Consider the following 14,124-nt stretch of genomic DNA (forward strand, 5'->3'; position numbering starts at 1 on the left):
CACATGCTGGATAAAATTGTCATCGCCAACCGCGGCGAGATTGCACTGCGTATTCTTCGTGCCTGTAAAGAACTGGGCATCAAGACCGTCGCTGTGCACTCCACTGCGGATCGCGATTTAAAACACGTACTCCTGGCGGATGAGACGGTCTGTATCGGACCGGCGCCATCCGTAAAAAGCTATCTGAACATCCCGGCTATCATCAGCGCGGCGGAGATCACCGGCGCGGTGGCGATTCACCCCGGTTATGGTTTCCTCTCAGAGAACGCCAACTTTGCCGAGCAGGTTGAGCAGTCCGGCTTTATCTTCATCGGCCCGAAAGCCGACACCATCCGCCTGATGGGTGACAAAGTGTCGGCCATTACCGCTATGAAGAAAGCGGGCGTACCGACCGTACCGGGCTCCGACGGCCCGCTGGGCGACGATATGGATGTCAACCGCGCGCATGCCAAACGCATTGGCTACCCGGTCATCATCAAGGCGTCCGGCGGCGGCGGCGGTCGCGGTATGCGCGTAGTTCGCGGTGACGCTGAGCTGGCGCAGTCCATTGCCATGACTAAAGCTGAAGCCAAAGCGGCGTTCAACAATGACATGGTGTACATGGAAAAATACCTGGAGAATCCTCGTCACATCGAGATCCAGGTACTGGCTGACGGCCAGGGCAACGCCATTTATCTGGCAGAACGCGACTGCTCCATGCAGCGTCGTCACCAGAAAGTTGTCGAAGAAGCACCGGCTCCGGGCATTACCCCGGAATTGCGTCGCTATATCGGCGAGCGTTGCTCCAAAGCCTGTGTGGATATCGGCTACCGTGGGGCAGGTACGTTTGAGTTTCTGTTCGAAAACGGTGAGTTCTATTTTATCGAAATGAACACCCGTATTCAGGTGGAACATCCGGTGACCGAAATGATCACTGGCGTGGACCTGATCAAAGAGCAGTTGCGTATTGCTGCCGGTCAGCCACTGTCCATCAAGCAGGAAGAAGTGGTGGTGAAAGGCCATGCGGTGGAATGCCGTATCAACGCCGAAGATCCGAATACGTTCCTGCCGAGCCCGGGTAAAATCACCCGTTTCCACGCGCCAGGCGGTTTTGGCGTGCGCTGGGAATCACATATCTACGCCGGTTACACCGTACCGCCGTACTATGACTCAATGATTGGCAAGTTGATCTGCTTTGGTGAGAACCGTGATGTGGCAATTGCGCGTATGAAGAATGCGCTGCAGGAGCTGATCATTGACGGCATCAAAACCAACGTAGATCTGCAGATGCGCATCATGAGCGACGAGAAATTCCAGCAGGGTGGTACCAATATCCACTATCTGGAGAAGAAACTCGGTCTGAACGAAAAGTAAGACCAGGTGATGTATCTATGCAAGAGGCCGGATTTCCGGCCTTTTTTATTTCAGGGGATCATGGAGTATCCATAAGGTACAATCCCCGCTTTCTTTATCCACATGGGACACAAAATGGACAAGCGTTTTGTTCAGGCCCACAAAGAAGCGCGCTGGGCGCTGTGGCTGACCCTCCTCTACCTCGCCGCATGGTTAGTAACTGCTTACTTACCAGATTCAATGATGGGGTTTACCGGATTACCACACTGGTTTGAAATGGCCTGCCTGTTAACGCCGCTGGTTTTTATTCTGCTGTGTTGGGCGATGGTGCGCTTTATCTTCCGCGATATCTCACTGGAGGATAACGATGCGGCTTGAAGTCATTATTCCTCTGATTGCTTACATGCTGATTGTCCTGGGCTTGTCGGTCTATGCCATGCGTCAGCGTACATCCGGGACATTTCTGACCGAGTATTTTCTTGGCAGCCGTTCGATGGGAGGACTGGTGCTGGCGATGACGCTCACCACGTCCTATATCAGCGCCAGTTCTTTTATAGGCGGCCCAGGAGCAGCCTATAAATACGGCTTGGGTTGGGTGCTGCTGGCGATGATTCAGGTGCCCACTATCTGGCTATCGCTGGGTATTCTTGGCAAAAAATTTGCGATTCTCGCCCGCCGCTATAACGCTATTACACTGAACGATATGCTGCTGGCGCGCTATCAAAGCCGCACCGTAGTGTGGGTAGCCAGTATCAGCCTACTGGTTGCGTTTGTGGGGGCCATTGCCGTGCAATTTATCGGCGGTGCTCGCCTGCTGGAAACCGCTGCCGGTATTCAGTATGAATCAGGGCTGCTGATATTCGGGATCAGTATCGCGCTCTACACTGCATTTGGCGGTTTTCGCGCCAGCGTGCTGAATGACACCATGCAAGGTATGGTGATGCTGGTTGGCACTATTGTCTTACTGGTCGGTGTGGTCCATGCCGCAGGGGGCTTACACAGTGCCGTAGATAAATTACAGCATATCGATCCGAAGCTGGTGACGCCGCAGGGGGGCGATGACATTCTTTCCCCCGCGTTTATGACGTCGTTTTGGGTACTGGTCTGTTTCGGCGTAATTGGTCTTCCCCACACTGCCGTTCGCTGCATCTCCTATAAAGACAGTAAAGCCGTACATCGGGGCATTATCATCGGTACCATTGTGGTGACGCTTCTGATGCTGGGTATGCATCTGGCCGGGGCACTGGGACGCGCAGTGCTGCCTGATTTGAAAGTACCTGACCTGGTTATCCCGACATTGATGGTTGAAGTGCTGCCGCCGTTTGCCGCCGGGTTGTTCCTGGCCGCACCAATGGCGGCGATTATGTCGAATGTTAACGCGCACCTTTTGCAGGCATCCGCTACGATCATTAAAGATCTCTGGCTGAATACGCGCCCGGAGCAACTTCGTAATGAGCAGCGTCTGAAACGCATTTCCATGATCATCACCCTAGTGCTCGGTATTTTAATGATGCTTGCCGCCTGGCGACCGCCGGAGATGATCATCTGGCTGAACCTGCTGGCGTTCGGTGGGCTGGAAGCCGTTTTCCTGTGGCCGCTGGTGCTGGGGCTTTACTGGGAACGTGCCAACGCGGCAGGCGCGCTAAGCGCCATGCTCGTCGGCGGCGTGCTTTATGCCGTCCTTGCAACGTTTAAGATTCAGTATCTGGGCTTCCATCCGATTGTGCCTTCGTTACTGTTAAGTTTACTGGCGTTTGTGGTCGGGAACCGTTTCGGTCAGCCCGCCTCACAGCCTGCTACGATTTCTACTGATAAATAAAGAGTTTTGCCATGCCGTGGATCCAACTAAAACTGAATACAACCGGCGCTAACGCCGAAGATCTTAGCGATGCGCTGATGGAGGCCGGCTCGGTCTCCATCACCTTTCAGGACACGCATGACACGCCGGTCTTCGAACCGCTGCCGGGTGAGACACGCCTGTGGGGTGATACCGACGTTATTGGCCTGTTCGACGCCGAAACCGACATGAATGAGGTTGTCGCGATCCTTGAGCAACATCCGCTGCTGGGTGCCGGTTTCGCACACAAAATTGAACAGCTTGAAGATAAAGACTGGGAGCGTGAGTGGATGGATAACTTCCACCCGATGCGCTTTGGCGAACGTCTCTGGATCTGCCCGAGCTGGCGTGATGTGCCGGACAAAAACGCGGTAAACGTGATGCTCGATCCGGGCCTGGCGTTCGGTACTGGCACGCACCCGACCACGTCATTGTGCCTGCAATGGCTTGATGGCCTGGATCTCGCGGGTAAAACAGTGATCGACTTCGGCTGCGGTTCCGGCATTCTGGCGATTGCGGCGCTGAAACTGGGGGCGGCGAAAGCGATCGGTATTGATATCGATCCGCAGGCCATTCAGGCGAGCCGTGATAATGCAGAGCGCAACGGCGTCTCTGAACGTCTGGAACTGTATCTGCCACATGAGCAGCCTGACGCGATGCAGGCGGACGTGGTGGTCGCCAATATTTTGGCAGGCCCCTTACGTGAGCTTGCCCCGCTTATCAGCGTACTGCCGGTCTCAGGCGGCCTGCTCGGCCTTTCCGGCATCCTCGCCAGCCAGGCTGAAAGCGTATGTGAAGCTTATCGTGAAACCTTCGCACTCGACGCCGTGGTGGAAAAAGAAGAATGGTGCCGCATTACCGGGCAGAAAATGTAACCCAACGGCAGGGTAATAAGGCCGAGAAGCATTCAGCAACATAATGCTCCACTGGGTGAAAATGGGAGTCTGATCTCATTTTCACCCTCTTTTTTGACGATTAAAACAGCAAAATATGTCGCTGGATCAGGCTCATGATGAAGAAAAACAGAGAAGTTTAACGAATTTATATTTGTTCACAAATTCGCCATTGATATATAAGCCAATGATTTTAAATCATTAATATTTTCGCCAGCCGTCTTACGCTGTGATTCATTGATCTGCGACAGTGGATTGGTCAAAGTTTGGCCTTTCATCTCGTGCGAAAAATGCGTAATATACGCCGCCTTGCAGTCACAGTATGGTCATTTCTTAACTCATGCGCATCGGACACCACCAGCTCAGAAATCGACTGATCGCAGCGCCAATGGCTGGCATTACTGACAGGCCGTTCCGGACGTTGTGCTACGAGATGGGGGCCGGGTTAACGGTATCCGAGATGATGTCCTCCAACCCGCAGGTTTGGGAGAGTGACAAATCAAGACTGCGGATGGTGCATATCGATGAGCCCGGTATTCGTACCGTGCAAATTGCCGGTAGTGATCCGGAAGAAATGGCGGAAGCCGCACGTATCAACGTGAAAAGCGGCGCCCAGATTATTGATATCAATATGGGCTGCCCGGCAAAGAAAGTGAATCGCAAGCTTGCGGGCTCTGCCCTGCTGCAATACCCGGATCTGGTGAAGTCTATCCTGAGCGCGGTAGTGCAAGCAGTGGATGTGCCCGTCACGCTTAAGATTCGCACTGGCTGGGCTCCGGAACACCGTAACTGCGTAGAAATTGCCCAACTGGCTGAAGACTGTGGCATTCAGGCTCTGACCATTCATGGACGCACCCGCGCCTGTTTGTTCAACGGAGATGCTGAGTACGACAGCATTCGGGCAGTTAAGCAGAAGGTTTCCATTCCGATTATCGCGAATGGCGACATCACTGACCCGCTTAAAGCCAGAGCTGTACTCGACTATACGGGGGCTGATGCCCTGATGATAGGCCGTGCAGCTCAGGGAAGACCCTGGATCTTTCGGGAAATCCAGCATTATCTGGACACTGGGGAGCTGCTCGCCCCACTGCCTTTGGCAGAGGTTAAGCGCTTGCTTTGCGCGCATGTTCGGGAATTGCATGACTTTTATGGTCAGGCAAAAGGGTACCGAATTGCACGTAAACACGTCTCCTGGTATCTCCAGGAGCACGCTCCAAATGACCAGTTTCGGCGCACATTCAACGCCATAGAGGATGCCAGCGAACAGCTGGAGGCGTTGGAGGCATACTTCGAAAATCTTGCGTAATGAAATAAAGAGCTGACAGAACTATGTTCGAACAACGCGTAAATTCTGACGTACTGACCGTTTCTACCGTTAACTCTCAGGATCAGGTAACTCAAAAACCCCTGCGTGACTCGGTTAAACAGGCACTGAAGAACTATTTTGCTCAACTGAATGGTCAGGATGTGAATGACCTGTATGAGCTGGTACTGGCTGAAGTTGAACAGCCACTGTTGGACATGGTGATGCAATACACCCGCGGCAACCAAACCCGCGCTGCCCTGATGATGGGTATCAACCGTGGTACGCTGCGTAAGAAACTGAAAAAATATGGCATGAACTGATAGCCATCAGAGACTGCTAGTTAAAAGGCGCGGACCGGCATGGGGACGCGCTTTTTTTTCGCTGGAATTCCGCCAAAAAACTTATCTTTCCTCAACACCTGCCGATAACATTTTCGTGTATATTCCCAACGAATGGTTGCACGAAAAGGATATGCGGGATGATTCGAAAGTATTTTTGGCTGGTTATTTTTGCCCTTTCTGTCCTGTTGCTGGATGCATTGATCATGCAGTGGATCGAATTCCTGACAACAGAGGTAGATAAATGCCGAAACATGGATTCCGTCAATCCTCTCAAGCTGGTGAACTGTGCTGATTTAAATTAGCTTTTTCCCGCCCGGCCTCTTGCTTCGTGCAAGCAGAGAAACCGCTTTGAGTCGTCCATTTGCAGTGATCATGTCACCATCTTTTTTGTCTTCTCAAGTGTAGTTACGCATAAGACCTTTTGTGAATGAGTTGATGACATAATGCTGGTTAGCCAATACGACCAAATCCTTGTTGTTGTTTCTTTTATTGTCGCCATTCTGGCTTCCTATACTGCGCTAAATATGGCAGGTCGTGTGTCCACCAGCTCAGGGTCTTCCTCATGGGTGTGGTTGACGGGCGGCGGTGTCGCAATGGGCATTGGTATTTGGGCCATGCATTTTATCGGCATGCTGGCGATGGATATCTCAATGCACCTGAGCTATGACCCGTTATTGACGGCGATCTCCATGCTCATCGCCATCAGCGCCTCATGGTTCGCACTCTGGTTAGTCAGCGATAATGAACTGACAATGCTGCATCTTCTGCCCGGTTCCTTTGTGATGGGTATGGGGATCGTTGCCATGCACTATACCGGCATGGCAGCGCTGAAAGTGGAACCCGCCATTATCTGGGATATGTTCTGGGTCGCTATCTCGGTCATCATTGCGCTAACCGCCTCTTTTGCCGCGCTATGGCTGACATTTCGTCTTCGTCATGAAGCCGCTCAGGTGGCGTTAATGCGCTTTGGCGCGGCCATTTTGATGGGGCTCGCCATTGCCGGTATGCATTACAGCGGCATGATGGCCGCGAAATTTCCTGACCAGGAACCAATGAGTCACCATGGTGTTAACGGCAGTTGGCTGGCCGTACTGGTAAGCGTCGTGGCATTTTCCATCCTCGGCATCACCCTACTCGTTTCCATGCTGGACGCGCGCCTGCAGGCGCGAACATCTCAGTTGGCCTCTTCACTGGCGGAAGCGAACCGCGAACTTGCCCAACTGGCGCTACACGATACCCTGACGCGCCTGCCTAACCGCGTACTGCTGGAAGACCGTCTGGATCAGGCGATACATAAAGCCAGACGTGAAGGGTCCTTCTTTGCTCTGATGTTTATGGACCTGGACGGCTTTAAAACTGTTAACGACGCCTATGGGCACGATGTGGGCGATAAATTGCTGGTTGCCGTCACTGAACGCCTCAAGCAGCAGCTCAACGGACAATACACGCTGGCTCGTATGGGCGGTGACGAGTTCGTCCTGCTGACTGACGTAAGCGCCCCGGATGAAGCAGCGGCGCTTGCAGGCTCGCTGGTGCGCGTTATCGACAAGCCGTTTAATATCGATCCCTATGACATGATGGTCACCCTGAGTGTTGGCATTGCACTCTATCCACATGATGGTAAAAATGAGCGTGAGCTGATGTTTAACGCGGACGCCGCGATGTATCACACCAAACATATGGGGCGAAACGGCTATCACTTCTTCCAGCCCTCTATGAACACCCTGGCGCAAACGCAGTTACAACTGATGAACGACCTGTGGCTGGCAACGGAACGTAAAGAATTTCGCCTGGTTTACCAGCCCAAATTCCAGGCGCCATCAGGACCAATCATTGGCTTTGAAGCCCTGCTCCGCTGGCAGCATCCAAAACGAGGGATGCTCTCTCCGGATGTCTTTTTACCCCTGGCAGAGAAGACCGGTCTGATTGTCCCACTCGGAAACTGGGTCATTGATGAAGCGTGCCGTCAGTTAAGCGAATGGCGTAAGCAGGGTAATATCGACTGGTCGGTAGCGGTCAACTTATCCACATTGCAATTTGAACAGCCGTCTCTGGTTCAGACCATCATGGATAGCCTGCAAAAGCATGGGGTGCCGCCTGACACGCTGATCCTGGAGGTCACCGAGACCACGGCGATGACTAACCCTGACGAGAGCGTTCGCGTCCTGACGGAACTGACCGATGCAGGCGTGCAGGCGTCTATTGACGACTTTGGCACCGGCTATTCCAGCTTGCTCTATCTCAAGCGGCTTCCCGCATGCGAACTGAAGATTGATCGCGCTTTTGTCAGAGAACTCAGCAGCGATGGCGACGATGCGACTATCGTCTCGGCTATTATCGCACTAGCAAAAACGTTAAATCTGAAGGTGGTGGCGGAAGGGGTCGAAACCGCAGAACAGCAGGCCTTTTTGACTGAACTGGGGTGCAATACCTTACAAGGCTATCTGCTCGGTCGCCCGGTCACGCCTGAAATCATCAGTTCCCAGGGAAATACCTTGTGCCAGCAGGAACCTGTTTGTTAAATATCAATAGAATAGATAAGTAAGGGTGTTCAGTGTTGCACCCTTTTATCGAAGCACCTGTCAGGCTTTTTTACTCTTTTCCGTTAGTGCTATTTACAGTATCTTTATTAAAATCATTGGCTCACCACAAATAACGAACCTGAAATCTTTATATTCCCTTATCAATATCTCACAGCTTTTTTGTACTTCCATTTTTTCTGCACTATTCGATGGAATATCATAATTCTCTCCATGATGTTTACACTGCTCATACTTTGAGATTATTGAACGGGACATTCTTAATCTCCGCGATGTTAAAATAGCGTATCGATTCTGCGCTGATGTCGTTATTTGATATCGGGGATCGGGACTATTTAGAGGTAACATCATGAAAAGATTAATTTCCGTTGTTCTGCTTACCGCTACCCTGGCAGGCTGTGCGCACGACTCTCCTTGCGTCCCTGTATATGACGATCAGGGCCGTCTGGTCCATACCAATACCTGCGTAAAAGGAACCACTCAGGATAACTGGGAAACCGCAGGTGCGATTGCCGGCGGGGCTGCAGCATTGGCAGGGTTAACGCTGGGTATCGTCGCGTTAACGAAATAATGGGTCCAAAGCGCGGCGATGCCGCGCTTTGCTTTATTACAGTGCATATCTTTTTATTGGCGTAAATTTTTAGCATCAAAAGCGAGCAAATCATTTAAATAATTCTGCAGTTCTGCATGATTTCCCACCACATTTTTAATTATTTCCTCTGTGCTCGTGACGTGATTCACAAAGTAATACGTTTAACTACCTTGCTTATATTACCCCAGGAAACTTACTTGTTAGCAGAATTGGCTAAGTGAAAGTTTTTTGCTCTGTTTTGTGGCGCAGGTTGTAATTTTGCACCATTGCAGGGCGTTGAGGTTATTTTTTCCTGTCTACACTCTCCATATTGCGCTCACGGCTCGCATTTTTCCGTGTTCGCAAAAACTGGCACTACCTTTGCTTTAAAGAGTATGGCCAAAGCCACAGACAGGTTTAAGGCGTTTCCCGGACGCCTTCATATAACGATAATTTTTTCGCCACACAGGATGCATTATGAAAAAGATGATGATTGCCAGCCTGGCAGCTGCCGGCGTGCTGTTTGCCGTTGCTAATCAAGCCCATGCTGGCACAACGCTGGATGCCGTTAAGAAAAAAGGCTTTGTACAGTGCGGTATCAGTGACGGTCTCCCTGGCTTCTCTTACGCAGATGCAAACGGTAAATTTACCGGTATAGATGTAGATGTGTGCCGTGGCGTTGCTGCTGCCGTATTTGGCGATGACACGAAAGTGAAATATACCCCGCTCACCGCTAAAGAGCGTTTCACTGCGCTGCAATCCGGCGAGGTCGATATTCTTTCCCGTAATACGACCTGGACCTCTTCACGTGACGCGGGCATGGGTATGTCCTTTACTGGCGTAACCTATTATGACGGTATCGGCTTCCTGACCCACAACAAAGCTGGCCTGAAAAGCGCCAAAGAGCTGGACGGCGCAACCGTATGTATTCAGGCGGGTACCGATACCGAGCTCAACGTGGCGGATTACTTTAAATCCAACAACATGAAATACACGCCGGTAACCTTTGATCGCTCTGATGAATCCGCAAAAGCGCTGGAATCCGGTCGTTGCGATACGCTGGCATCTGACCAGTCCCAGTTGTACGCGCTGCGCATTAAGCTGAGCAACCCGGCTGAATGGATCGTTCTGCCAGAAGTCATCTCCAAAGAGCCGCTGGGCCCGGTCGTTCGTCGCGGTGATGAAGACTGGTTCTCCATTGTCCGCTGGACACTGTTTGCAATGCTGAACGCAGAAGAGATGGGCATCAACTCGAAAAACGTTGACGAGAAAGCGGCTAAACCGGCAACGCCAGACATGGCGCACCTGCTGGGTACCGAAGGTGATTTTGGTAAGGACCTGAAACTCGACAACAAATGGGCCTACAACATCATCAAGAAAGTGGGCAACTACTCTGAAATTTTCGAGCGTAACGTCGGTGCTGACAGCGCGCTGAAAATCAAACGTGGCCAGAACAATCTCTGGAACAACGGCGGCATTCAGTACGCTCCGCCAGTACGTTAAGACGTAAGCGCTGTAACGGGCGCTGCACATGCGGCGCCCACTCCAGAGTCATGGTTACCGAGGTTTTCTTATGTCCCAACGCCGCCCAACCGTTAAAGGATCGCTCTCCTTTTCAAACCCTGCGGTTCGTGCCTGGCTGTTTCAAATTATCGCTATTCTTGTTGTTATCGGCATCGCGATCTATTTGATACACAATACTATTACCAACCTGAACAGTCGCGGCATTACCTCTGGTTTTGCTTTTCTCGACCGCGCTGCCGGATTTGGCATTGTTCAGCACCTTATCGACTACGAACAGGGTGACACTTATGGCCGCGTCTTCTTTGTAGGCCTGCTGAATACCTTATTGGTATCTGCGCTATGTATTGTTTTTGCATCATTTATCGGCTTTTTTCTGGGGCTTTGCCGTCTTTCAGAAAACTGGCTGTTACGTAAGCTCTCTACCATTTATATCGAGACGTTCCGAAATATTCCCCCGCTGCTGCAAATCTTCTTCTGGTATTTCGCCGTATTGCGTAATTTACCTGGCCCACGTCAGGCCATTGGCGCGATGGATTTGCTTTTCCTCAGTAACAGGGGACTCTATATCCCCTCACCTCAACTGGGGGAAGGGCTATGGGCGTTTATCGGCACGATCGTTTTCGCGCTGGCTATCAGCATCGGTCTGTATCGCTTTAACAAAGCGCACCAGATTAAAACCGGCCAACTGCGTCGTACATGGCCAACGGCATTGGGGCTAATCATTGTGCTCCCGCTGCTGGCACATTGGGTATTTGGCGCGGCGCTTCACTGGGACATCCCGCATTTACGCGGTTTTAACTTCCAGGGTGGCATGGTGTTAATTCCGGAGCTGGCCGCACTGACGATTGCCCTGTCGGTTTACACCTCGGCATTTATTGCTGAGATTATCCGCTCAGGCATTCAATCTGTTCCCTACGGTCAACATGAAGCGGCACGTTCGCTTGGCTTGCCCAATCCGGTGACATTACGTCAGGTCATCATTCCGCAGGCGCTGCGTGTCATTATTCCACCGCTGACCAGCCAGTATCTAAACATTGCAAAAAACTCGTCTCTGGCAGCCGCGATTGGTTATCCGGATATGGTGTCGTTGTTCGCCGGTACGGTACTCAACCAAACAGGCCAGGCCATCGAAACTATCGCGATTACCATGTCGGTTTATCTGATTATCAGCCTGTCGATTTCGTTACTTATGAATATCTATAACCGCCGCATCGCATTAATTGAGCGCTAAGGACACCTGATGACAAAAGCTATTCTGTCTCAATCTACGCGCCAGACCCGTGCAGGAAGCAGCGGTATTGTGCTGTGGATAAAGAAAAATTTATTTTCAAGCTGGCTGAACGCGCTACTGACACTCTTCTGTCTGTGGCTGATGTGGGAGTTAATCCCGCCATTACTGAACTGGGCTCTTTTTCAGGCGAACTGGATAGGCTCTACGCGTGCGGACTGTACCAAAGCAGGCGCGTGCTGGGTGTTTATTCATGAGCGCTTTGGTCAGTTCATGTATGGCCTCTATCCGCATGAGCAACGCTGGCGCATCAATCTCGCCCTGATTGTCGGACTGCTTTCTATAGCACCGATGTTCTGGAAAAAGCTACCGAGCCGTGGTCGCTATATCGCCTGCTGGGCTGTGGCCTATCCGATCGTGGTGTGGTGGCTGATGTACGGTGGTTTTTTGGGACTCGATCGTGTGGAAACGCGCCAGTGGGGCGGGTTAACGCTGACGTTGATCATCGCTTCTGTCGGTATCGCTGGCGCTTTGCCTCTGGGCATATTGCTGGCGCTTGGGCGTCGCTCAAAAATGCCGGTGGTGCGGGTATTGTCCGTGATCTTTATCGAGTTCTGGCGTGGCGTACCGTTGATCACCGTACTGTTCATGTCCTCGGTTATGCTGCCGCTGTTTATGGCGGAAGGCACAAGTATCGATAAGTTGATCCGCGCACTGGTCGGGGTGATTCTGTTTCAGTCCGCCTACGTCGCCGAAGTCGTGCGTGGCGGTTTGCAGGCTCTGCCAAAAGGGCAATACGAAGCTGCCGAGTCACTGGCGCTGGGATACTGGAAAACACAAGGGCTGGTGATTTTACCACAGGCATTAAAACTGGTGATTCCAGGTCTGGTGAATACCATCATCGCGCTGTTTAAAGATACCAGCCTCGTGATCATCATCGGTCTGTTTGACCTTTTCAGTAGCGTCCAGCAGGCAACGGTTGACCCGGCCTGGCTCGGTATGTCGACCGAAGGTTATGTATTTGCCGCGTTAGTTTACTGGATTTTCTGTTTTAGCATGTCGCGCTATAGCCAACATCTGGAGAAGCGCTTCCATACCGGGCGTTCAGCGCATTGAGGAAATTATGAGTCAAATTACTATGCAACCTGCCGATGCGATGATTACGCTCGAAGATGTGAATAAGTGGTACGGACAGTTTCATGTGTTGAAAGATATCAATCTCAAAGTAAAGCAAGGGGAACGTATCGTACTATGCGGTCCTTCCGGTTCGGGAAAATCAACAACCATTCGTTGCATTAACCATCTGGAAGAACATCAGCAGGGCCGTATCGTCGTTGACGGGATCGAGTTAAACGAAGATATCCGTAACATTGAAAAGGTTCGTCAGGAAGTAGGGATGGTGTTCCAGCACTTCAATCTTTTCCCGCATTTGACGGTACTGCAGAACTGTACGCTGGCACCAATCTGGGTGCGTAAGATGCCTAAGAAAGAAGCCGAAGCGCTGGCAATGCACTATCTGGAGCGCGTTCGTATCGCTGAGCACGCCCATAAATTCCCTGGGCAGATATCTGGTGGTCAGCAGCAGCGTGTGGCTATCGCCCGCTCGCTCTGTATGAAACCGAAGATTATGCTCTTCGATGAACCGACCTCTGCGCTTGATCCTGAGATGGTGAAGGAAGTGCTGGATACCATGATTGGTCTGGCAGAATCGGGAATGACAATGCTGTGCGTAACACATGAAATGGGCTTTGCACGTACCGTTGCGGACCGGGTGATCTTTATGGATCGCGGTGAAATCGTTGAACAGGCGCCGCCACAGGAATTTTTCGCGAATCCTAAGTCTGAGCGCACCCGTGCTTTTCTGTCACAGGTTATCCATTGATATTAATGACAGGAATGCAAAAGGCCATCCGCAGGGATGGCCTTTTTTATTGCCGATTGAAAACCACGCCCGCAGGCCGTGGTTTTCAACAGGTTTTAACTCTGCCTCATTGTCTTTGGATTTTTAATCTCACAAGACTGGCAGGGACTTATTTTTTAAGGATTTTAGTAAGCCCCTATGGGTGGAATCAATGCCGCGCTCATGAAGGCGGATTTTTACTAATGCAGCTTCAGGAGGTTGTACGGAAAAAACGCTACAAACTCACTCAAAATTCCATGCCAAAAACAAAAGGCCCAGTCTTTTGACTGGGCCTTTTGTCTTAATTGATGTCTGGCAGTTCCCTACTCTCACATGGGGAGACCCCACACTACCATCGGCGCTACGGCGTTTCACTTCTGAGTTCGGCATGGGGTCAGGTGGGACCACCGCGCTAAAGCCGCCAGACAAATTCTTTCTAAGCGCCGAACTTTAACCTTAAAACTGGTGCTGATACCCAGAGTCGAACTGGGGACCTCACCCTTACCAAGGGTGCGCTCTACCAACTGAGCCATATCAGCACGCTTAATTTGATGCCTGGCAGTTCCCTACTCTCACATGGGGAGACCCCACACTACCATCGGCGCTACGGCGTTTCACTTCTGAGTTCGGCATGGGGTCAGGTGGGACCACC

The 14,124-nt window shown here is 51.5% G+C and carries 13 protein-coding genes, 1 tRNA gene and 2 rRNA genes; 13 read left to right on the forward strand and 3 right to left on the reverse strand.

Annotated elements, in window-relative coordinates; all coding sequences use genetic code 11:
• Positions 1-3: 3 nt before the first annotated feature.
• The 13 genes from accC to L2097_RS21530 all read left to right on the forward strand — a co-directional run bounded on the left by accC (position 4) and on the right by L2097_RS21530 (position 13,454).
• The gene (gene accC, locus L2097_RS21470) at positions 4-1,353 is read left to right on the forward strand and encodes an acetyl-CoA carboxylase biotin carboxylase subunit (RefSeq protein ID WP_039077403.1); all 1,350 of its coding nucleotides are present in this window, start codon (positions 4-6) and stop codon (positions 1,351-1,353) included.
• A gap of 114 nt (positions 1,354-1,467) precedes the next feature.
• Positions 1,468-1,710, forward strand: a complete 243-nt coding sequence (locus L2097_RS21475; protein ID WP_047372900.1) for a YhdT family protein — start codon at positions 1,468-1,470, stop codon at positions 1,708-1,710.
• Positions 1,700-3,151: a sodium/pantothenate symporter gene (gene panF, locus L2097_RS21480; RefSeq protein ID WP_229220343.1), complete on the forward strand. Its 1,452-nt coding sequence runs from the start codon at positions 1,700-1,702 to the stop codon at positions 3,149-3,151. The genes L2097_RS21475 and panF overlap by 11 nt, the downstream gene beginning before the upstream one ends.
• A gap of 11 nt (positions 3,152-3,162) precedes the next feature.
• Positions 3,163-4,044, forward strand: coding sequence for a 50S ribosomal protein L11 methyltransferase (gene prmA, locus L2097_RS21485; protein WP_250353632.1), 882 nt, complete (start codon positions 3,163-3,165; stop codon positions 4,042-4,044).
• A 358-nt stretch (positions 4,045-4,402) separates the two neighbouring features.
• A complete protein-coding gene (gene dusB, locus L2097_RS21490; protein WP_250353633.1) occupies positions 4,403-5,368 on the forward strand; it encodes a tRNA dihydrouridine synthase DusB in 966 nt (321 codons plus the stop codon).
• Between the two features lie 23 nt (positions 5,369-5,391).
• Entirely contained in the window at positions 5,392-5,688 is a 297-nt protein-coding gene (fis, locus tag L2097_RS21495; RefSeq protein WP_000462905.1) for a DNA-binding transcriptional regulator Fis, read from the forward strand.
• Between the two features lie 158 nt (positions 5,689-5,846).
• Positions 5,847-6,011 (forward strand): DUF2556 family protein, encoded by a 165-nt coding sequence (locus tag L2097_RS21500; protein WP_039077398.1) that lies wholly within the window; start codon positions 5,847-5,849, stop codon positions 6,009-6,011.
• Positions 6,012-6,152: 141 nt separating this feature from the next.
• Positions 6,153-8,231, forward strand: a complete 2,079-nt coding sequence (locus L2097_RS21505) for a putative bifunctional diguanylate cyclase/phosphodiesterase (protein WP_250353634.1) — start codon at positions 6,153-6,155, stop codon at positions 8,229-8,231.
• A gap of 367 nt (positions 8,232-8,598) precedes the next feature.
• Positions 8,599-8,820, forward strand: a complete 222-nt coding sequence (locus L2097_RS21510; protein ID WP_085005561.1) for a putative periplasmic lipoprotein — start codon at positions 8,599-8,601, stop codon at positions 8,818-8,820.
• 477 nt (positions 8,821-9,297) lie between these two features.
• Positions 9,298-10,323 (forward strand): amino acid ABC transporter substrate-binding protein, encoded by a 1,026-nt coding sequence (locus L2097_RS21515; protein ID WP_039077394.1) that lies wholly within the window; start codon positions 9,298-9,300, stop codon positions 10,321-10,323.
• Positions 10,324-10,393: 70 nt separating this feature from the next.
• Positions 10,394-11,575 carry an amino acid ABC transporter permease gene (locus tag L2097_RS21520; RefSeq protein WP_047372895.1) on the forward strand — a complete coding sequence of 394 codons (1,182 nt, stop codon included), beginning with the start codon at positions 10,394-10,396 and terminating at the stop codon, positions 11,573-11,575.
• 9 nt (positions 11,576-11,584) lie between these two features.
• Positions 11,585-12,688 carry an amino acid ABC transporter permease gene (locus tag L2097_RS21525; RefSeq protein WP_250353635.1) on the forward strand — a complete coding sequence of 368 codons (1,104 nt, stop codon included), beginning with the start codon at positions 11,585-11,587 and terminating at the stop codon, positions 12,686-12,688.
• Positions 12,689-12,695: 7 nt separating this feature from the next.
• Positions 12,696-13,454 (forward strand): amino acid ABC transporter ATP-binding protein, encoded by a 759-nt coding sequence (locus L2097_RS21530; protein ID WP_039077391.1) that lies wholly within the window; start codon positions 12,696-12,698, stop codon positions 13,452-13,454.
• A gap of 328 nt (positions 13,455-13,782) precedes the next feature.
• On the opposite strand, the gene rrf (L2097_RS21535) is transcribed toward L2097_RS21530, so the two are convergent.
• The 3 genes from rrf (L2097_RS21535) to rrf (L2097_RS21545) all read right to left on the reverse strand — a co-directional run.
• Positions 13,783-13,898: ribosomal RNA gene (rrf, locus tag L2097_RS21535) — 5S ribosomal RNA — on the reverse strand.
• A gap of 37 nt (positions 13,899-13,935) precedes the next feature.
• Positions 13,936-14,011 (reverse strand) — tRNA-Thr (locus L2097_RS21540).
• 14 nt (positions 14,012-14,025) lie between these two features.
• Positions 14,026-14,124: ribosomal RNA gene (gene rrf, locus L2097_RS21545) — 5S ribosomal RNA — on the reverse strand; the annotation flags it as partial.

Origin of the sequence: Citrobacter sp. MNAZ 1397, from assembly GCF_023613995.1 — a bacterium.
In the GTDB taxonomy this organism is placed as follows: Bacteria; Pseudomonadota; Gammaproteobacteria; order Enterobacterales; family Enterobacteriaceae; genus Phytobacter; species Phytobacter ursingii.